Source organism: Streptomyces sp. NPDC057280 (genome assembly GCF_042668605.1).
GTDB lineage: Bacteria > Actinomycetota > Actinomycetes > Streptomycetales > Streptomycetaceae > Streptomyces.
The window spans coordinates 2,226,433-2,245,675 of sequence record NZ_JBHUYR010000001.1; the positions used below are offsets into that span (position 1 = coordinate 2,226,433).

A 19,243-nucleotide genomic window follows, 5' to 3' on the forward strand; every position below is an offset into this window, starting at 1 on the left:
GTGGCCACGGGAATCTCACGCAACTCTTACCGGCCCAGTTCCTTGGTGATGTCCCCGACCGTGAGGGGGTCCGCGGGCGACTCCAGGGGCGGGAGTTCGGGAAGCGCGTCCCAGGGCACCTGGATCTTGCGCAGGTCCGCGCGGATGCGTCCGGCCAGCTTCCTGGTGTCCCTGCGGTTCATGACCGCGCCCACGGCCGCGCCGACCATGAACGGCATGAGGTTCGGCAGGTCCCGGACCATGCGCTTCATGATCTGCTGCCGCAGCTGGTTCTTCATGGGGCCGCTGAGGGCTGAGTTGATCGTCGACGGCTTGGTCACGTCGATGCCGCGCTCGCCCGACCAGGAGTTCAGGTAGGCGGTGCTGCGGTCCTTGAGACCGCCCGGCGGCCGCACGCCGTAGACCTCGTGGAGCTCGGCGATCAGTTTGAGCTCGATCGCCGCGACTCCGGTGATCTCCGCGGCCAGTTCCGTCGGCATCGCGGGCGGTACGGGCAGCATCGCCGCCGCGCCCACGCCGGCACCGACCGTCGCGGTGGCCGCCGCCGCGCCCGCCACGAGCTTGTCGGCGAGCTGCTCGGGCGTCAGGCCCGGGAACTGCCTGCGCAGCGCCTGGAGGTCGCGTACGGGGATTCTGGGGGCGATGTCGATGATCCGGTCGGCGAGGTACGCCAGGCCCGCCCTGGCGCGGCTGCCGCCCTTGCGGACGCCTTCCCCGACCTTTTCCCGGATGACCGCGGCCCGCCGCTTGGCGACGGGCGCGGGGTACTGCTCCGCGGACGCCGGGAGGTCACTCCGGCCGGCCGCGGGCTCGAGCGAGGCCGATCCCGTGTCGGAAGGTCCCGTACCGGAATTTCCTGTACCGGAAGTTCCGGCGCCGGATGCTCCCGTACGGGATGAGCCCCGCCCGTCGTCACGCGCGCCGTGAGGGCCGTCGGACGGCCCTTGGTCCGCTCCCACCTGGCGGGAGCGGCGCTTCCAGGGAGGGGTCGAGCCAGTCACGGCCGACCCGTCCTCAGTCGCAGTCGCGGCAGATCGGCTGACCGTTCTTCTCGCGGGCCAGCTGGCTGCGGTGGTGCACCAGGAAGCAGCTCATGCAGGTGAACTCGTCCTGCTGCTTGGGCAGGACCCGGACGGCCAGCTCCTCGTTCGAGAGGTCCGCGCCGGGCAGCTCCAGGCCTTCGGCGGCCTCGAACTCGTCGACGTCCACGGCGGAGGTCGACTTGTCGTTCCTCCTGGCCTTCAGCTCTTCAAGGCTGTCCGAGTCGACGTCGTCGTCGGTCTTGCGTGGGGTGTCGTAATCCGTTGCCATGTCGCTCTCCCCCTCTGGGTGTCTGCGGTGTCTCCAGCGCACGTAACGCGTGAGAGGCCGGACTTGTGCCCGACCCGAGGCGGAGATTTTGCCTCACATCAAGGTCTGTTACTCAATCGACACCCAACCGGACTCCTCACGAGTGATCGGCTGGGATGGCGATGGGGACCGTACACGGTCCGAATGCCGCACTTCAAAGGCGTCTCACCGTGTACTTCCCGTGATCAAGGCCCCCGAAAACCCGGACTTTCCCGGCTTTACGGCCGCATTCTTGATCACTGTCAGTAGATGGCCGGAAATTCGCCCTTGTGATCGATCACACACGGGGCGGCTCGACGAGTGCCCAGAAAATTCCGCGCAAAGCGAACATCCCCGTGTGTCGGCGACATGATCTCAGATCGGCAGGGTGACCCGCATCACGAGCCCTCCCCCTTCTCTCGGCTGTGCGTAGATGTGCCCGCCGTGCGCCCGCGCGACCGACCGCACGATCGACAGACCGAGCCCGACACCCTTGTCGCTGCCGGTCCGGTCGGCCCCTCGCAGCCGCTTGAACGGCTCGAAGAGGTTGTCGATCTCGTACGCCGGCACGACCGGCCCGGTGTTCGACACGACCAGCACCGCCTGCCCGTGCTGGATCTCGGTGGTGACCTCCACCCAGCCGTCCTCCTGGACGTTGTACCGCACGGCGTTCTGGACGAGGTTCAGCGCGATCCGCTCCAGCAGGACGCCGTTGCCCTGGACGACCGCGGACTGCCGCTCGCCGCGGATCTCGACGCCCTTGGCCTCGGCCTCCGCGTGCACCTGGTCGACGGCCTGCTCGGCGACCTCGGCGAGGTCCACCGGCTTGCGCTCGACGATCTGGTTGTCGCTGCGGGCGAGCAGCAGCAGACCCTCCACGAGCTGCTCGCTGCGCTCGTTGGTGGCCAGCAGCGTCTTGCCGAGCTGCTGGAGCTCCACGGGCGCGCCCGGGTCGGACAGATGCACCTCCAGCAGCGTGCGGTTGATCGCCAGCGGTGTTCTCAGCTCGTGCGAGGCGTTGCCGACGAAGCGCTGCTGGGCCGTGAAGGCCCGCTGGAGGCGTTCCAGCATGTCGTCGAAGGTGTCGGCTAGCTCCTTCAGCTCGTCGTCCGGTCCGTCCAGCTCGATCCGCCGCGACAGGTCCGAGCCCGCCACCGCGCGAGCGGTCCGGGTGATCCGGCCCAGTGGGGACAGGACACGGCCGGCCATGGCGTAGCCGAAGGCGAAGGCGATGATCGCGAGGCCGAGGAGAGCCAGGAGGGAGCGGCTGAGGAGGTTGTCGAGGGCGTGCTGACGCTGTTCGTTGACGCACTCGTTGAGCGCGTGGTTGAGATCGGCCGCCGGCAGCTGGGTGGAGGTGATGTTGCAGCTCTCGCTGGACACCGTGCCGCTGACGACCTTGAAGGGGAGGTCGCTGCCGACGTTCAGCGCGTTCGCCGCCAGCAGGTAGATGATCGACAGCAGCAGGATGCCCGCGATCAGGAACATCCCGCCGTACAGCAGGGTCAGCCTTATGCGGATGGTGGGACGCAGCCAGGGGAACGGGGGCTCCGCCCGGCGGGGATCCCAGGTGGGCTTGGGGGGCGCCTGGGGAGGCGCGGGGGTCGCGGCCACGGTGCGGCTCAGATCCGGTAACCCGAGCCGGGGACGGTGACGATGACAGGCGGCTCGCCGAGCTTGCGGCGCAGGGTCATGACGGTCACCCGGACGACGTTGGTGAACGGGTCGGTGTTCTCGTCCCAGGCCTTCTCCAGGAGCTGCTCCGCGGAGACGACGGCACCCTCGGAGCGCATCAGCACCTCCAGGACGGCGAACTCCTTCGGCGCGAGCTGGACCTCCTTGCCGTCGCGGAAGACCTCGCGGCGGTTCGGGTCGAGCTTGATGCCGGCGCGCTCCAGGACGGGCGGCAGCGGCACGCTGGTCCGGCGGCCGAGGGCACGCACGCGTGCCGTCAGCTCGCTGAACGCGAAGGGCTTGGGCAGATAGTCGTCGGCGCCGATCTCCAGGCCCTCGACCCGGTCGCTGACGTCGCCGGACGCGGTGAGCATCAGCACGCGCGTGGGCATGCCGAGCTCGACGATCTTGCGGCAGACGTCGTCGCCGTGGACGAGGGGGAGGTCGCGGTCGAGGACGACCACGTCGTAGTCGTTGACGCCGATGCGCTCCAGGGCGGCCGCACCGTCGTACACGACGTCGACGGCCATGGCCTCCCGGCGCAGTCCGGTGGCCACCGCATCGGCGAGCAGCTGCTCGTCCTCGACGACGAGTACGCGCACGTCGCTTGTCCTTCCTGTGTCCACCCGTGTCCACTCGCGTAGCGCTTCTCGGGCACACGGGCAGGGGTGTCGATGAGTGTGTTGGCCTCCATCCTGCCCTTTTCGGCCATAAGTCGGCTGTAAGGCGGGTGAGCACCGTCTGAACGACAGGTATGAAGCCCGGGAATGCGAGATTTTCTCGTGCGGTTGAGGTTTCCGTGGAAGGGAGCGGGGGGAGGACGGCTTTACACCCCGCGATCACGCTCTGCATGTGCCGCAGCACCATGCGGTACAGCGCAATCCGCTTTCCGCAGAGTGGGCGTGGGTGTCCGGCGCCGTCGCCGCCCAGCAGGGCAGCGCTGGGCATCTGCATTCAGGCGTGATCGTCCCTTCCGAACGGCACACCCCCGTGCCACCGACCCACGACCCAGGACGAGGGGGCGCAGCATGGACGCATTCACCGCAGGACTTCTGCAGCGCATAAGGACGACCGAGTCCGACCTGACGCGGGCTCGCGACGAGGGCGACGACTTCCTCGTCGAGGTGGAACAGGCCGAGCTCGACGACCTGCGCCGCCTGGCTTACGAGCATGGTGTGGAGGTCGGCGCGTAGCGTCTGATCTACAGCTCGGTGCCCCAGCAGCACTGCCGTACCGCCACAGCCCCCGGTGAATCCAGCACCGGGGGCTGTGTTTTCGGGTGTGGGACAAACGCCCGCCAAAGCCCCTGAGCCAACGGCACAGGCCCACCAAGGCCCACTGTCTGCGGTCCTCCGGCCGGGAGGGAGCCGAAGGGCGCGCCGGTGTCGAGAGCGCTGGGGGTACCCCCTCTGGGGGAGCGCGGAGGCCCGAAGGGCTGAGCACGACCGCGCTCTCGACACCGGCTGAAAGCGCCCGTAGGCGACCGACCCAATCAATCCCGCCAGGCGCCGAAGTCCTCCAGGAGCTGCTGGAGGGGCTCGAAGACGCCCGGGGTGGCGGCGATCGCCAGATGGTGTGCGGGGCGTTCTCCGGGGCGTCCACCGGTCAGGGCGCCCGCCTCCCGGGCGATCAGGTCGCCCGCGGCGAGGTCCCAGGGGTGCAGGCCGCGTTCGTAGTAGCCGTCCAGGCGGCCCGCCGCCACGTCGCAGAGGTCGACCGCGGCCGAGCCGCTGCGGCGGATGTCGCGGAGGAGGGGAATCAGACGCTGGGCCACCTCGGCCTGATGGGTGCGGACCTCCAGGACGTAGTTGAAGCCCGTCGAGACCAGGGCCTGGTCGAGGGGCGGTGCGGGACGGCAGGCCAGCTCGCGGTCGCCGGACCATGTCGGGCCCGTCGCCCAGGCGCCCTCGCCGCGGACCGCGTGGTACGTCTCGCCCCGCATGGGGGCGGCCACCACCCCGACGACCGTCTCTCCGTCCTGCTCGGCGGCGATGGAAACCGCCCAAGTGGGCAGGCCGTAGAGGTAGTTGACCGTGCCGTCGAGCGGGTCGATCACCCAGCGGACGCCGCTCGTGCCCTCGCTGGAGGCGCCCTCCTCGCCCAGGAAGCCGTCGTCCGGGCGGTGCGCGGAGATCAGGTCCGTGATCAGTTTCTCCGCCGCGATGTCCATCTCCGTGACCACGTCGATGGGGCTCGACTTGGTCTTCGCCACCTCCAGGTCGGCCGGGCGGCCGTCCCGGAGCAGGTCGCCCGCGCGGCGGGCCGCCTCCTGGGCGAGCTTGAGCAGTTCGGTGTGGAGGGGGTCGGTCACGGGGGTCCTCACGCGTAGGGGCTGTCGGCGCCGGCGGCGGCCGGGCGGGGGGCTCGGGCGGGGCAGCAGCCGACCGGGCACAGGTCGTGGCTCGGGCCCAGCGCGCCGAGGGCGCACGGGGTGACCTCCTGGCCGCGCTCGGTCGCCGCCCGCTCCAGGATCAGGTCCCGGACGGCCGCCGCGAAGCGCGGGTCGGCCCCGACCGTCGCCGAGCGGCGCATCGGCAGGCCCAGGTCCTCCGCCTTGGCCTTGGCCTCCGTGTCGAGGTCGTAGAGGACCTCCATGTGGTCGGAGACGAAGCCGATGGGGGCGATCACGACGGCGGGGGCACCGGCCTCGTGGCGCTCCTCCAGGTGGTCGCAGATGTCGGGCTCCAGCCACGGGATGTGCGGGGCTCCGGAGCGGGACTGGTAGACGAGCTGCCAGGGGTGGTCGATGCCCGTGCGGTCGCGGACCGCCTCGGCGATCAGGCGGGCGACCTCGAGGTGCTGCTTCACGTACGCGCCGCCCTCGCCGTGGTCCTCGACCGGGCCCGAGGTGTCCGCCGAGGCGGTCGGGATGGAGTGGGTCGAGAAGGCGAGGTGGGCGCCGTCCCGGACGTCCTCGGGGAGGTCGGCCAGGGACTGCAGGACGCCCTCGGTCATGGGCTCCAGGAAGCCCTCGTGGTTGTAGTAGTGGCGGAGCTTGTCGACCTTCGGCAGCTCCAGGCCCTCGGCCTCCAGGGCCGCGAGGGAGTCCGCGAGGTTCTCGCGGTACTGGCGGCAGCCCGAGTACGAGGCGTAGGCGCTGGTGGCGAGGACGAGGATGCGGCGGCGGCCGTCGGCGATCATCTCGCGCAGGGTGTCCGTGAGGTACGGGGCCCAGTTGCGGTTGCCCCAGTAGACCGGCAGATCCAGGCCGTGGTCGGCGAAGTCCTTGCGCAGGGCGTCGAGGAGGGCGCGGTTCTGGTCGTTGATGGGGCTCACGCCGCCGAAGAGGAAGTAGTGCTGCCCGACTTCCTTCAGGCGTTCCTTGGGGATGCCTCGCCCGCGCGTCACGTTCTCCAGGAACGGGACCACGTCGTCCGGGCCCTCGGGGCCGCCGAACGAGAGCAGGAGCAGGGCGTCGTAGGGGGTGGCATCGCGCGCGTCTGGCATGGGTCGATCCTGTCATCCGGTACTGACAGGCGGGAAACGGCGGGGTGACGGGCGGGGTTCCCGGGCCGTCCGAGCGGGTGCATTAGGGTCGCCTTACTCGTAAGCTGTATCGGCCGAGTTCGCGCCTTACTGGGCCGCCGAACCCGGAGCCGCCGAGCCGCTTCACTTCCCTTGACCGGAGACCCCCGTGCCGAGCCCCTACCGCGCCCTGTTCGCCGCCCCCGGCTCCAAGGGCTTCTCCGCCGCGGGGTTCCTCGGCCGGATGCCGCTGTCGATGATGGGCATCGGCGTGGTGACCATGGTGTCCCAGCTGACCGGGCGCTATGGCCTCGCCGGGGCGCTGTCGGCCACCATGGCGCTCGCCGCGGCGGTGGCGGGGCCGCAGGTGTCGCGGCTGGTCGACCAGTACGGGCAGCGCCGCGTGCTGCGGCCGGCGACGCTCATCGCGCTCGCCTCGGCCGCCGGGCTGCTGTGCGCCGCGCACTTCGGGTGGGCCGACTGGACGCTGTACGTCTTCAGCGCGGGCATCGGGTGCGTGCCGAGCGTCGGCGCGATGATCCGCGCGCGGTGGGCCGCCCTGTACCGGGACACCCCGCAGCTGCACACGGCGTACTCGTTCGAGTCGGTCGTCGACGAGGTGTGCTTCATCTTCGGGCCGATCATCTCCATCGGGCTGTCGACGGCCTGGTTCCCGGAGGCCGGGCCGCTGCTCGCCGCCTGCTTCCTGGCCGTGGGCGTCTTCTGGCTGACCTCGCAGCGGGCCACCGAGCCCGCGCCGCATCCGCGTGAGCGCCACGGCGAGGGAGGCGGCAGCGCCCTGCGCTCCCCCGGCCTCCAGGTCCTGGTGGCCACGTTCGTGGCGACCGGGGCGATCTTCGGGGCCGTCGACGTGGTCACCGTCGCGTTCGCCGACGAGCAGGGGCACAAGGGGGCCGCGAGCATCGTGCTCGCCCTCTACGCGGCGGGATCGTGCGTGGCGGGGCTCGTGTTCGGGCTGTTGCGCTTCAAGGGAGCCCCGGAACCTCGCTGGCTGCTGGGCATATGCGCGATGGCCGTGAGTATGATCCCCCTCCTACTGGTCGGAAACTTGCCGTTTCTGGCCGCGGCGCTGTTCGTGGCGGGTCTGTCCATCGCTCCGACGATGATCACGACGATGTCCCTGATCGAACAGCACGTACCACGCGCGCAACTGACCGAGGGCATGACCTGGATCAGCACCGGGCTCGCGGTCGGGGTCGCGCTCGGCTCCTCCGCGGCCGGCTGGGTCATCGACGCGGCCGGGGCGCAGGCCGGGTACGGGGTTCCGGCAGTGTCCGGAGCCGTCGCGGTCGCGGTCGGTTTCCTGGGGTACCGCCGGCTCAAGCGGCCGGTTCCGCGTCGGGGAGGCACGGTTGAGCACCACAGTGAGCGGCAGGAACGGCACGTGGCATAACTGGGGCGGCAATGTCGCCGCGCGTCCCGCGCGGGAGGTCACTCCGGCCTCCGTGGAGGAACTGGCGGACGCCGTCCGGCAGGCCGCCGAGGACGGGCTGAAGGTCAAGCCCGTCGGCACCGGGCACTCCTTCACGTCCATCGCGGCGACCGACGGTGTGTTGATCCGCCCTCAACTGTTGAGCGGTATCCGCAACATCGACCGGGACGCCATGACCGTCACGGTCGGGGCGGGCACCCAGCTCAAGAGGCTCAACATGGCGCTCGCGCGCGAGGGGCTCTCGCTGCGGAACATGGGCGACATCATGGAGCAGACCGTCTCCGGCGCCATCAGCACGGGGACGCACGGCACCGGTCGCGAGTCGGGGTCGATCGCCGCCCAGATCAAGGGACTTGAGCTGGTCACCGCCGACGGCTCGGTGCTCACCTGCTCCGAGAAGGAGAACCCCGAGGTCTTCGCCGCGGCCCGGATCGGCCTGGGCGCGCTCGGTATCGTCACGGCGATCACGTTCGCGGTGGAGCCGGTCTTCCTGCTCACCGCGCGTGAGGAGCCGATGCCCTTCGACAAGGTGCTCGCCGACTTCGACGAGCTGTGGGCCGAGAACGAGCACTTCGAGTTCTACTGGTTCCCGCACACCGGCAGCACCAACACCAAGCGCAACAACCGCAGCGCGGGCCCGGAGAAGCCGGTGCCGCAGTTCCAGGGCTGGATCGAGGACGAGTTCCTCTCCAACGGCGTCTTCCAGGTCGCCCAGTGGGTCGGCCGCGCGGTGCCCGGCACGATCCCGGCCATCGCCCGGATCTCCAGCAAGGCGCTGTCCGCGCGGACGTACACCGACATCCCCTACAAGGTCTTCACATCACCGCGCCGGGTGCGGTTCGTGGAGATGGAGTACGCCGTCCCGCGCGCGGCCGCGGTCGAGGTGCTGCGTGAACTGCGGGCCATGGTCGACCGTTCCGGGCTGAGGATCAGCTTCCCGGTCGAGGTGCGCACCGCGCCCGCCGACGACATCACGCTGTCCACGGCGTCGGGGCGCGACAGCGCGTACATCGCCGTCCACATGGTCAAGGGCACGCCGTACCAGGCGTACTTCACCGCCGCCGAGCGCATCTTCACCGCGCACGAGGGGCGGCCGCACTGGGGCAAGGTGCACACGCGCGACGCCGAGTACTTCTCCGGGGTCTATCCGCGCTTCGGCGAGTTCACCGAACTTCGGGATCGGCTTGATCCTGATCGGCGGTTCCAGAACGACTACTTGCGGCGGGTGCTGGGGTCGTAGTCGCCGACGGCTCGGACGCGCTCGGCGTGGGCGTCGGCGTCCCGCTGCTCTCCTTGGGGCCGGGCGTCGGCGTCGCGCCTGATCCGGGGGTGGCGCTGCTGGAGAGCGAGGTGTCGTCGGACGGGGTCGGCGAGGGCGTGGAAGTCGTCTCACCGGCGCCGGACTCGCCGGAGCCGGAAGAACCGGAAGAGCCGGAAGAGTCGCCGGACGACGTGCCCTGGCCGGTGACGGCGTCGGCGACCGTGGTGCCCTTGCCGCCGCTGAAGCTGTTGCCCGACGCCAGTTCACAGGCGGTGATGCCGGCCATGGTGACCCCGAAGACCAGGGCCGCGGCGACCAGGGGCCGCTTCCAGCTCCCGACCCGCGCGCGGTAGACGGTGCCCGCCGTGAACTCCCCCGGGCGTGGCGGCCGTTCCGGCTCCGGTGCCCCGGTGGGGCCTGTGACGTACCGGAGTTGTTCGCCGGTGCGTCGGAACAGGTGCTGGAAGACGGAGCCCCCGCAGGTGGCGACCACGCTGACGAGGCCGGCACCGAGGATCGTGCCGTACACCCCGAACCAGGAGGCGAGCTTGGCCGCCACCACGGCGGCGAGCGCGGCGCCCGCCACCTGCGGGACGTTCAGATCGATCCACTTTTCCCTGACATCGGGCCTTTCACCCATCCCGGAACCTTGCCTGCCTTTCCCGTACTTGATCAACCAACTGCACGACAAAGGGACGTACGAACGAAAACGTTTAGTTCCGTTTCTGATGATTCCGTGAAGTACGCCACGTTCAAGATCCGCAAATCCTTGCCAGGGACGGCCAAGTCCGGCCCCTTGCAGGAAGTTGGGCGGCGCGGCAATCCACGCACGTGGTCCAAATGGAGTACTGTTGCGAGCCCTGGGTCCGGTCTCCCGCCTGGGCGTCCGTGGCCTTCAAGGACCGCCTGGAGGGGGCTAGTTGCACAGGGTGACGGAGTTGGTCACTTAGCGTTGCGAATAGATAACCGTGCCATAACGGCGATCCAGGGCCCCGGCCCGACACGCCGGGCAACTCGGCAAGGTTGTGGCAGGCTGCACCCGGGCAGGCCACACTCGACTAGCGGAAGCAGCGACGCACGTGACGTCGGCAGGCACCACCCGGGAGGTCCCCATGCCCGAACTGCGTGTCGTGGCCGTCTCGAATGACGGCACACGGCTGGTGCTGAAGGCTGCGGACAGCACGGAGTACACGCTTCCGATTGACGAGCGTCTGCGCGCCGCCGTACGCGGCGACCGTCCCCGCCTCGGCCAGATCGAGATCGAGGTGGAGAGCCATCTCCGCCCCCGCGACATTCAGGCACGTATACGCGCCGGTGCGACGGCCGAAGAGGTCGCGCAGATGGCCGGCATCCCCGTCGACCGGGTGCGCCGCTTCGAGGGCCCCGTGCTCGCGGAGCGCGCCTTCATGGCCGAGCGGGCCCGCAAGACCCCCGTCCGCCGGCCCGGTGAGAACGCCGGACCACAGCTCGGCGAGGCCGTCCAGGAACGACTGCTGCTGCGCGGCGCCGACAAGGACACCGTCCAGTGGGACTCCTGGCGCCGCGACGACGGCACCTGGGAGGTCCTGCTCGTCTATCTGGTCGCGGGCGAACCGCACTCGGCGAGCTGGACCTACGACCCGCCCCGCCGGCTCGTCCAGGCCGTCGACGACGAAGCGCGCTCGCTGATCGGTGAGTCCGACGACCTCTCGGCCTCGCCGGAGCCCAGCTTTCCCTTCGTACCGCGCATCGCCCGCCTGCCGCGCGACCGGCCGCTGGACCGTTCCCTCGACCGGGAACGCCTGGGGCTGCCCGGACCGGCGCCCGAGCCGGTCGAGGAGGAGAGCGCGGGCGAGCGTGATTCGCTGACCAGCCTCCTGGAGGCGGTGCCGAGCTTCCGGGGTGACCTGGTGGTCCCGGAGCGCCCGTCGGAGACCCCCGCCCCGGTGGAGGAGCCCGCCGACGAACCCGCGGCGGAGGAGCCTCCGGCGCCCGCGGCCTCGGCCGGTTCCGCCTACGCGGACGTCCTCATGCCCCGCTCCGTGGGCGCGCACCGCGACCGCCTCGTCGGCGCCACCGACCGCCAGGCCGAGGCGGACGGCGTCCGCCCGGGCCGCCGGGCGGCGGTCCCGAGCTGGGACGAGATCGTGTTCGGTACGCGGCGGAAGAAGCAGGAGTAGCACGTCGTACGACGTCCATGAGGGCCCGCGTCGGGTGACGCGGGCCCTCATGCGTACCGTACGGCGGCTACTGCGGGTCCGGGCCCACCGCGACCGGCCGCGACGGATCCGACGACCACTCCGACCAGGAGCCCACGTACAGCGCGGCCGGGATGCCCGCGACCGCCAGCGCCAGCACCTCGTGCGCCCCGGAGACGCCGGAACCGCAGTACACGCCCACGGGGGTGTCGTCCGAGACGCCGAGGGCCTTGAAGCGGGCGTGCAGTTCCTCGGCGGGCAGGAAGCGGCCGTCCGCGGCGACGTTCTCGGTCGTGGGCGCGGACACGGCGCCCGGGATGTGTCCCCCGACCCGGTCGATGGGCTCCACCTCACCCCGGTACCGCTCCCCCGCGCGGGCGTCGAACAGGATCCCGGAACGGGCCAGAGCCGCGGCCCCGTCGGCGTCGAGGAGTTCCACCGCGCCCGGCCGCGGCACGAAGTCGCCCTCCGCCGGAGTCGGCTCGGCCGTCTCCAACGGGCCCTCCCAGGACGGCAACCCGCCGTCGAGGACCCGCACGTCCGGGTGACCCGTCCAGCGCAGCATCCACCATGCGCGGGCGGCCGCCCAGCCCTGTCCGCCGTCGTACACGATCACCGGGGTCCCGGCCGAGACACCCGCCCGGCGCATCGCGGCGCCGAAGTCGGCGACCTCGGGAAGCGGATGCCGGCCGCGCGCGCCGGGGGCCGAGGCGAGCTCCCGGTCCAGGTCAACGAAGACCGCGCCCGGAATGTGCCCGGCCGCGTACGCGGCACGGCCGTCGAAGGGCGGCTCGCCGGCCGCCTTGGCCACGCTCAGCTGCCAGCGGACGTCGAGGACCACCGGCGGGTTCGAGCCGGTCAAGTCGCTCGCGAGTTCGGATGCGGAGATGATGGCGTTCATGGCCACCATCCTTGCGCACGGGGTGGCCGCATCGTCCATGTCCGGCTACTCTGCTCCGCCGGGCAGGCCCGATCACGAGGCGTACGGGATCGGGCACATGCTGTACAGCCGATCGACATCCGTCAGCAATCGCGCAGAAAAGGACGGGTCACCGCGCACCGGGCATTCTGCGGGAAGCGGCGGAGAGCAGCGGCGCGCCCGGAGCGCGCGGCACCACGGGTGGTGCGAGCATCGGCACGGGGTTCCGGAGCATGGTGGCGACACGGCTGCCGCAAGGGGTCGAGGAGAGAGTGACGATGACCGAGGCACGGGGGTCGGCCGGCCCGAACGGCACACCCTGCTGGGTGAGTCTGATGGTGCACGGGCTGACCACGACCCAGGAGTTCTACGGCGAGCTGTTCGGCTGGGAGTTCCAACCGGGCCCGCAGCAGCTGGGCCCCTACGTGCGCGCCCTGCTGGACGGTCGTGAAGTGGCGGGAATCGGCCAACTTCCTCCGGACCGTCATCTGCCCATCGCCTGGACGCCGTACCTGGCCTCGGACGACGTGGACCTGACGGCGGAGACGGTACGGCTGTGCGGTGGCACGGTGGGAGTGGGGCCGCTGGACGCGGGGGACGCCGGGCGGCTCGCGATCGGCTCCGACCCCTCAGGCGCGGTCTTCGGCGTGTGGCAGGCGGGCGTCCACCGCGGCACCGGCATCTCCGGCGTCCCGGGCACCCCGGCCTGGCACGAACTGCTCACCTTCGAGACGGCGAGCGTCGCCAAGTTCTACGAAACGGTCTTCGGCTACGACGAGGAGCCGATCGTCTCCGCCGACCTCGACCACGTCACCCTCCAGCTCGCCGGCCACCCGGTCGCCGGCATCCACGGCGTCGGCACCTCCCTCCCCCGCGACCGGGGCCCGCACTGGATGACGTACTTCCAGGTCTCCGACACGGACGCCACCCTGGCCCTCGTCACCGCCCTGGGCGGCCACATCCTCACCCACCCCCACGACACCCCACACGGCCGCGCGGCCACGGTGTCGGACCCGGAGGGGGCACGGTTCTCGGTGGTGCAGACGACACCCTGAGGGCGGACGATGGTGACATCAGCCGCTCCGCAGCACCTGGAGGAGCGATGCGTCGTCGTACCGCACCGTTGTTGACCTGCCTGCTGGCAGCTCCTGCGCTGGCGCTGGCACCTGTTGCCGATCCGCGGGTCGGGGACACCGTGAGCCTGACGGGAACCGAGCGGGGCGAGAGGCTCGACGTCACCGTCACCAAGGTTGTCGACCCGGCTCCGACCGATCCCGACGGCTTCCAGCCGGATGCGGGGAATCACTACGTGGCCGTTCAGTTCCGTCTGAAGAACACCGGAACAGCCGTCTACAAGGACTCCCCGTCCAACGGGGCGACCGTGATCGACAAGGCCGGGCAGCGCTTCGACTCGACCCTCGGCAGTTCGGCGGCCGGTCCCGCGTTCCCCGGGAGCATCACCGTGGGTCCCGGCAAGACAGCCCTGGGCTTCATCACGTTCGAGGTCCCGGACGGGTCGCGGATCGTCACCGTCCAGTTCGCCATGGACAGCGGCTTCGCCGACGACGTGGGCGAATGGGCCGTCCCTAAACCGAGTTGACCGGCAGTACGTCCGGTGACAGTGCCGCTGCTCTCGCCGTTGCCGATGTCATGCGGCGGCGGTGGTGGCGGCGGCACAGGACCTCGTAGCCGATGGCCTCCGACTGGTTGACGTCGCCCACCACCACCTGGGCGCCCTCCACGACCATCTCGCCCCCTATCGTGCGGGCGTTGTGCGTGGCGCGGGCGCCGCACCAGCAGAGGGCCTCCACCTGGAGGACCTCGACCCGGTCGGCCAGTTCGACGAGGCGCTGGGAGCCGGGGAAGAGCTTGGAGCGGAAGTCCGTGGTGATGCCGAAGGCGTAGACGTCCAGGCCCAGGTCGTCCACCACGCGGGCGAGTTGGTCGATCTGCTCCGGCGCCAGGAACTGGGCCTCGTCGGCGATGACGTAGTCCGCGCGGCCGCCCTGGGAGAGGTGGTCGACGAGGTAGGCGTACAGGTCCTGGCCGTCCTCGACCTCGACCGCGTCCGTCACCAGGCCCAGGCGGGAGGAGAGCTTGCCCTCGCCCGCGCGGTCGTCGCGCGTGAAGATCATGCCCTGCAGGCCGCGCGCGGACCGGTTGTGCTCGATCTGGAGAGCCAGCGTCGACTTCCCGCAGTCCATCGTTCCGGAGAAGAACACCAGCTCGGGCATGGGGGGTTGAGCACCTTTCGGCAGGGGTGGGATCGGGAGGGCTTCAGGAGCGTACTTCGAGCAGCGGGACCAGCTGCTCGGCAGGGGTCATCGAACCGTGGTTGCCGACCATCGCCGACTCCTTCGGCTCCCGCTCGGACGCGATGATCAGGACGTCGTCCCGCGCGGCCGCGACCACGTCGCCGAGGCGGTCGTACACCCGCTCGTCGATGTGCGGGCCGAACCAGCCCGCCGCGATCGCCTCGTCCCGTGAGGCCACCCAGAACTGCTCGCCGAGCACCTCGCGCCAGCAGGTCAGGACGTCGTTCGCGGCACCGGGGACGGCGTACACGTGGCGCGCGCGGCCCTCGCCGCCGAGCAGGGCGACCCCGGCCCGCAGCTCCCAGTCCTCGTCGAAGTCGATGCGGTGCTGCTCGTCGAAGGGGATGTCGACCATGCCGTGGTCGGCGGTGACGTAGAGAGCGCTGTTCGCAGGGAGTTGTTCCGCGAGGCGCTGGACCAGGCGGTCCACGTGCATGAGCTGGCCGCGCCAGGTGTCGGAGTCGACGCCGAAGCGGTGGCCGGCGCCGTCGAGTTCGGCGTAGTACGTGTAGACCAGCGCGCGGTCGGCGGCGGCCAGCTGCTCGGCGGCCAGGTCCATGCGGTCCTCGCCGGACAGCCGGCCGAGGAACTTGCCGCCACTGAGGGCGACCTTGGTCAGCGGTGTGTTCTCGAAGGTCGGCGAGGACACCTGCGCGGCGTGCACCCCCGCGTCTTGGGCCAGCTGGAAGACCGTCGGGTACGGCTGCCACGCGCGCGGCTGCGTCCACGGCTGCCAGCGCAGCTGGTTCATCAGCTCGCCGGTGTCCGGGTTGCGCACGGTGTAGCCGGGCAGGCCGTGGGCGCCCGGCGGGAGCCCGGTGCCGACCGAGGCCAGGGACGTCGCGGTGGTCGCCGGGTAGCCGGCGGTCAGCGGGCGGCCGGTGCCGCCGCGGGAGCTGCCGAGGAGCGAGGCCATGAAGGGCGCCTCCTCGGGGTGCGCCCGCAGCTGCTCCCAGCCGAGGCCGTCCACCAGGAACACGCAGTTCCGGTCGGCGGGGGCCAGCTCGGTGATCGTCGCGGTCGTGCCGGGCACGCCCATGCCCGCGGCCAGCGTGGGCAGGAGGTCGGCGAGGGAGCCGCTGCCGTACTGGGGAAGGGGCGCGGAGTCCACGGCGAGTGGTTCCGGGTGGGAGTCCCAGGCGGTGGGCTGCGCCATCAGCGGGTGATGTCCGCGGTCGCCTCGGAAAGGGCCTGCGCGAAGGCGAGGGCCTGGCGCACCGTCTCCGGGCCGTCCCCGGCCTCGCTGACGCGCAGGCTGAGGTCGTCCGCCGTCGAGTTGCCCGTGTAGCCGTGGTCCGCCTCGCAGTTGGGGTCGCCGCAGGCTGCGGGCTCCAGGTCGATGCGGGAGACGGCGCCCCAGCCGATGGTCAGGACGACCTCGCGGGGCAGGGTGCCCGGCTGGTACTGCTCAGGGTTGGCGACGACGCGGCTGAGCACGACCGACGAGATCCGGCCGAGCTTGACCGACTCGGTGGAGGTGGTGGCGTACGGCGTCGGGGACGTGTTGTCGGCGGCCTGCTCGTCGGTGTGGCTGACGATGAAGCGGTGCTCGGTGAGGACGAGCACGGTCACGTGCCGCCGGACCTCGTTCTGGTCGAACGTCGTCTCCTGGTGGACCAGGTACGACCGGATGGGCTCGCCGCCCACGGCGGCCTCCACCGCCTCGGCCACGAGGGCCGGGTAGTAGCCGCTGCGCTCGATCGCCGCGCGCAGCCCCTGGGTCGTCGTACTGGTCTTGGCCATGACGTCCATCCTACGGGGGTGCACTGACTGCGAGGCACCGCTCAGGAAGGTCTCAGTACGCCGGGAGCGTCCGCGGGCCCAGGTCGTCGCGGGCGGGAGGGGGCGCCAGCCGGACGGACGCGCCGAGGACGCTCAGGCCGTGCGGGGCGACGACGACCGGCTCCAGGGTGACCGCGACGACCTCGGGGTGGTCGTCGACGAGACGGGAGACCCTGAGCAGCAGTTCTTCGAGGGCGGCGGTGTCCACGGGCGCGGAGCCACGCCAGCCGAACAGGAGCGGTGCCGTCCGGATGGACCGCACCAGGGTGGCCGCCTCCCGGTCGGTGACCGGGATCAGCCGGTGCGCGGTGTCGCCGAGCAGCTGGGAGGCGGCGCCGGCCAGCCCGAAGGAGAGCACCGCTCCGGCCGCCGGGTCGATGACGGCCCGGATGACGGTGTCCACGCCGCGCGGGGCCATCCCCTGCACGACCGGACGCAGCTCGTCCGGCGAGCCGAACAGCTCGGTCAACTCGGCGTACGCGCGGCGCAGTTGATCCTCGTCGGCGAGATCGAGCCGGACGCCGCCGAGGTCGGCGCGGTGGCGCAGGTGCGGGGCGGTGGCCTTGAGCGCGACGGGGTAGCCGAGGGTGTGCGCGGCGGCGGCCGCGTCGTCGGGGGTGGGTGCGGGGAGGGCGCGGTGGACGGGGATGCCGTACTTGCCGAGCAGGTCGCAGGTGGCGTCGGCGCCGAGCGTGAGGCCCTGCCCACGCGTGAGGAGGCCGTCGATGAGCTGGGCGGCGCCCTTCTCGTCGATGTTCTCGAACTCGGGCACCTTGCCGGGTGCGGCGGCCTCGCGCTGCCACTGGGCGTACTTCACCGCTTCGCCGAGGGCGCGGACCGCGCGTTCGGCGGCGGGGTAGGCGGGGATGAGGCGGGGGCCGGCGTCGGAGGTCTCCTCCGGGGCCTTGGCGGCGAGGCGGTCCAGGGCACGGAAGGGGTGGGTGGCGCTCGGTGTCGCGGCCTGCGGTGCCGTGCTGGTGGCGGCCGACAGGGCCTCGGCCAGTCCGCCCAGCTCGACGTGGACGACGAGGACGGGCTTGCCGGGGACCCGCTCGGCCGCCGACCGCAGCGCCTCGGCGAGGGCCGCGTCGCCGGCGGCGCCCTCCCCCACGGACGGGATCGCGGTGACGACGACGGCGTCGCAGGTGTCGTCCGCCAACGCGCGCGCGAGCGCGGCGTGGAAGTCCTGCGCCGAGGCGGCCGTCGTCAGGTCGAGCGGGGGCAGCGGCCTGAGTCCCTCGGACAGGCAGGCGTCGTAGGTGAGCAGGCCGAGCGACTCGGAGTTGCCGAGGATCGCCACGCGCGGGCCGCGCGGCAGGGGCTGGCGGGCGAGCAGCAGGCCGGTGTCGACCAGTTCGGTGATGGTGTTCACGCGGATCACGCCGGCCTGTCTCAGCAGCGCGGACACGGTCGTGCGCGGCAGCCGGGTGGCCCGTACGGCATGCCCTTGGGGGGCGGAGCCGGCGCCCTGGACGACGACGAGCGGCTTCGCGGCGGCGGTACGGCGGGCGAGGCGGGTGAACTTGCGGGGGTTGCCGATGGACTCCAGGTACATGAGGACGACGTCGGTGTCCGGGTCGTCGTACCAGTACTGGAGGACGTCGTTGCCGGAGACGTCCGCGCGGTTTCCGGAGGAGACGAACGTGGACACTCCGGTGACCCCCGTGACGCCGCCCCCGCGCCGGTGCAGGCGGGAGAGCAGGGCGATGCCGATGGCGCCGGACTGGGCGAAGAGGCCGATGCGGCCGGGGCGGGGCGTCTCGTTGGCCAAGGAGGCGTTGAGCCGGACGTCCGGGTTGGTGTTGATGACACCGAAGGCGTTGGGGCCGATGATCCGCATGCCGTACGCGCGCGCGTGCCGGACGAGTTCGCGCTGGCGCTCGCGTCCTTCGGGGCCGCTCTCGGCGTACCCGGCGGAGATCACGACGAGGCCCTGCACGCCGTGTTCGCCGCACTCGGCGACGACCTCGGGGACGTGTTCGGCGGGCACGGCGACGACCGCGAGGTCGACGGGTCCCTCGATGTCGCGCACCGAGCGGTGCGCCGGGACGCCGTCGATCTCCTTGTCGGTGAAGGCCTTGTTCACGGCGTACAGGCGGCCGGTGAAACCGGCCTCCCGGATGTTGTCGAGGATGCTGCGGCCGACCCCGCCCGGGGTGCGGCCGACGCCGACGACGGCGACCGAGCCGGGCTTCAGGAGCCGCTCCACGGACCGCCCCTCCGCGCGCTGTTCGCGCGCGTACTGCACGGCCATCGAGCGGTCGGTGGGCTCCAGGTCGAACTCCAGGCGTACGACGCCGTCCTCGAAGCTGCGCTTCTGGGTGTACCCGGCGTCCGTGAACACCTTGATCATCTTGTTGTTGGCGGGCAGCACCTCGGCGGCGAAGCGGCGGATGCCGCGCTCGCGGGCGACGGCACCGATGTGTTCGAGGAGGGCGGAGGCGACGCCGCGGCCCTGGTGGGCGTCCTGGACGAGGAAGGCGACCTCGGCCTCGTCGGACGGGGCGGACGCGGGCATTCCGTCGGCGCCGATGCGGTCGTAGCGTACGGTGGCGATGAACTCGCCGCCGACTGTGGCGGCGAGACCCACCCGGTCCACAAAGTCGTGGTGCGTGAAGCGGTGGACGTCCTTGGCGGACAGACGAGGGTAGGGCGCGAAGAAGCGGTAGTACTTCGACTCGTCCGAGACCTGCTCGTAGAAGCTGACCAGGCGATCGGCGTCATCAACGGTGATGGGGCGGATGCGCGCGGTGCCGCCGTCGCGCAGCACCACGTCGGCCTCCCAGTGGGCGGGGTACTCGTGCCGGTCCGACGAGGTCTGCATGGGCCCCAGAGTACGGCTCGCGTACGACAACGGCGCGAGGCAGT

General features: G+C 71.3%; 18 protein-coding genes. 6 read left to right on the forward strand and 12 right to left on the reverse strand.

The genetic code is table 11. The annotated features are described in order from the left end of the window. Positions 1-26: 26 nt before the first annotated feature. The 4 genes from ACFUO4_RS10020 to ACFUO4_RS10035 all read right to left on the reverse strand — a co-directional run bounded on the left by ACFUO4_RS10020 (position 27) and on the right by ACFUO4_RS10035 (position 3,605). Positions 27-1,001, reverse strand: a complete 975-nt coding sequence (locus tag ACFUO4_RS10020; protein WP_383481958.1) for a hypothetical protein — start codon at positions 999-1,001, stop codon at positions 27-29. 13 nt (positions 1,002-1,014) lie between these two features. After that, positions 1,015-1,311 carry a DUF4193 domain-containing protein gene (locus tag ACFUO4_RS10025; RefSeq protein ID WP_005481602.1) on the reverse strand — a complete coding sequence of 99 codons (297 nt, stop codon included), beginning with the start codon at positions 1,309-1,311 and terminating at the stop codon, positions 1,015-1,017. A gap of 393 nt (positions 1,312-1,704) precedes the next feature. Further along, complete coding sequence (locus ACFUO4_RS10030; RefSeq protein WP_383481961.1) at positions 1,705-2,943, reverse strand: sensor histidine kinase; 1,239 nt, start codon at positions 2,941-2,943, stop codon at positions 1,705-1,707. Positions 2,944-2,951: 8 nt separating this feature from the next. Next, positions 2,952-3,605 carry a response regulator transcription factor gene (locus ACFUO4_RS10035; protein ID WP_007385219.1) on the reverse strand — a complete coding sequence of 218 codons (654 nt, stop codon included), beginning with the start codon at positions 3,603-3,605 and terminating at the stop codon, positions 2,952-2,954. Positions 3,606-4,031: 426 nt separating this feature from the next. Between ACFUO4_RS10035 and ACFUO4_RS10040 the strand changes: the two genes are divergently transcribed. After that, entirely contained in the window at positions 4,032-4,196 is a 165-nt protein-coding gene (locus tag ACFUO4_RS10040) for a hypothetical protein (protein ID WP_165951272.1), read from the forward strand. A gap of 299 nt (positions 4,197-4,495) precedes the next feature. On the opposite strand, the gene ACFUO4_RS10045 is transcribed toward ACFUO4_RS10040, so the two are convergent. Both ACFUO4_RS10045 and ACFUO4_RS10050 read right to left on the reverse strand, forming a co-directional pair. Then, positions 4,496-5,314 (reverse strand): inositol monophosphatase family protein, encoded by an 819-nt coding sequence (locus ACFUO4_RS10045; RefSeq protein ID WP_079309235.1) that lies wholly within the window; start codon positions 5,312-5,314, stop codon positions 4,496-4,498. A gap of 8 nt (positions 5,315-5,322) precedes the next feature. Continuing rightward, complete coding sequence (locus ACFUO4_RS10050) at positions 5,323-6,450, reverse strand: ferrochelatase (protein ID WP_383481966.1); 1,128 nt, start codon at positions 6,448-6,450, stop codon at positions 5,323-5,325. Positions 6,451-6,637: 187 nt separating this feature from the next. Between ACFUO4_RS10050 and ACFUO4_RS10055 the strand changes: the two genes are divergently transcribed. Together ACFUO4_RS10055 and ACFUO4_RS10060 are read left to right on the forward strand one after the other, a co-directional pair. Continuing rightward, entirely contained in the window at positions 6,638-7,882 is a 1,245-nt protein-coding gene (locus ACFUO4_RS10055; RefSeq protein WP_383481968.1) for an MFS transporter, read from the forward strand. Continuing rightward, positions 7,842-9,161 carry a D-arabinono-1,4-lactone oxidase gene (locus ACFUO4_RS10060; RefSeq protein WP_383481971.1) on the forward strand — a complete coding sequence of 440 codons (1,320 nt, stop codon included), beginning with the start codon at positions 7,842-7,844 and terminating at the stop codon, positions 9,159-9,161. Before ACFUO4_RS10055 ends, ACFUO4_RS10060 begins: the two co-directional genes overlap by 41 nt. On the opposite strand, the gene ACFUO4_RS10065 is transcribed toward ACFUO4_RS10060, so the two are convergent. Beyond that, positions 9,085-9,822 carry a hypothetical protein gene (locus tag ACFUO4_RS10065; RefSeq protein ID WP_383481974.1) on the reverse strand — a complete coding sequence of 246 codons (738 nt, stop codon included), beginning with the start codon at positions 9,820-9,822 and terminating at the stop codon, positions 9,085-9,087. The genes ACFUO4_RS10060 and ACFUO4_RS10065 overlap by 77 nt on opposite strands. 472 nt (positions 9,823-10,294) lie before the next feature. On the opposite strand from ACFUO4_RS10065, the gene sepH reads away from it, so the two are divergent. Further along, the gene (sepH, locus tag ACFUO4_RS10070) at positions 10,295-11,341 is read left to right on the forward strand and encodes a septation protein SepH (RefSeq protein WP_383481977.1); all 1,047 of its coding nucleotides are present in this window, start codon (positions 10,295-10,297) and stop codon (positions 11,339-11,341) included. Between the two features lie 67 nt (positions 11,342-11,408). On the opposite strand, the gene ACFUO4_RS10075 is transcribed toward sepH, so the two are convergent. Further along, entirely contained in the window at positions 11,409-12,260 is an 852-nt protein-coding gene (locus tag ACFUO4_RS10075) for a sulfurtransferase (protein ID WP_383481980.1), read from the reverse strand. A gap of 296 nt (positions 12,261-12,556) precedes the next feature. Between ACFUO4_RS10075 and ACFUO4_RS10080 the strand changes: the two genes are divergently transcribed. Together ACFUO4_RS10080 and ACFUO4_RS10085 are read left to right on the forward strand one after the other, a co-directional pair. Then, positions 12,557-13,333 carry a VOC family protein gene (locus ACFUO4_RS10080; RefSeq protein WP_383481983.1) on the forward strand — a complete coding sequence of 259 codons (777 nt, stop codon included), beginning with the start codon at positions 12,557-12,559 and terminating at the stop codon, positions 13,331-13,333. Positions 13,334-13,380: 47 nt separating this feature from the next. Further along, a complete protein-coding gene (locus ACFUO4_RS10085; protein WP_383481986.1) occupies positions 13,381-13,878 on the forward strand; it encodes a DUF4352 domain-containing protein in 498 nt (165 codons plus the stop codon). Here the strand turns inward: ACFUO4_RS10085 and ACFUO4_RS10090 are convergent. From ACFUO4_RS10090 to ACFUO4_RS10105, 4 genes are read right to left on the reverse strand one after another with little or no spacing between them, the layout of a single operon-like run. Beyond that, entirely contained in the window at positions 13,865-14,512 is a 648-nt protein-coding gene (locus tag ACFUO4_RS10090) for a thymidine kinase (protein WP_079309242.1), read from the reverse strand. The two genes, ACFUO4_RS10085 and ACFUO4_RS10090, sit on opposite strands and share 14 nt — an antisense overlap. A 43-nt stretch (positions 14,513-14,555) precedes the next feature. Next, a complete protein-coding gene (locus ACFUO4_RS10095) occupies positions 14,556-15,749 on the reverse strand; it encodes an alkaline phosphatase family protein (RefSeq protein WP_383481989.1) in 1,194 nt (397 codons plus the stop codon). Next, on the reverse strand, positions 15,749-16,345 hold the full coding sequence (locus tag ACFUO4_RS10100; RefSeq protein WP_079309244.1) for a DUF5998 family protein: 597 nt from the start codon (positions 16,343-16,345) through the stop codon (positions 15,749-15,751). Before ACFUO4_RS10100 ends, ACFUO4_RS10095 begins: the two co-directional genes overlap by 1 nt. Before the next feature lie 43 nt (positions 16,346-16,388). Continuing rightward, positions 16,389-19,199, reverse strand: a complete 2,811-nt coding sequence (locus ACFUO4_RS10105; protein WP_383481992.1) for a GNAT family N-acetyltransferase — start codon at positions 19,197-19,199, stop codon at positions 16,389-16,391. Positions 19,200-19,243 lie beyond the last annotated feature (44 nt).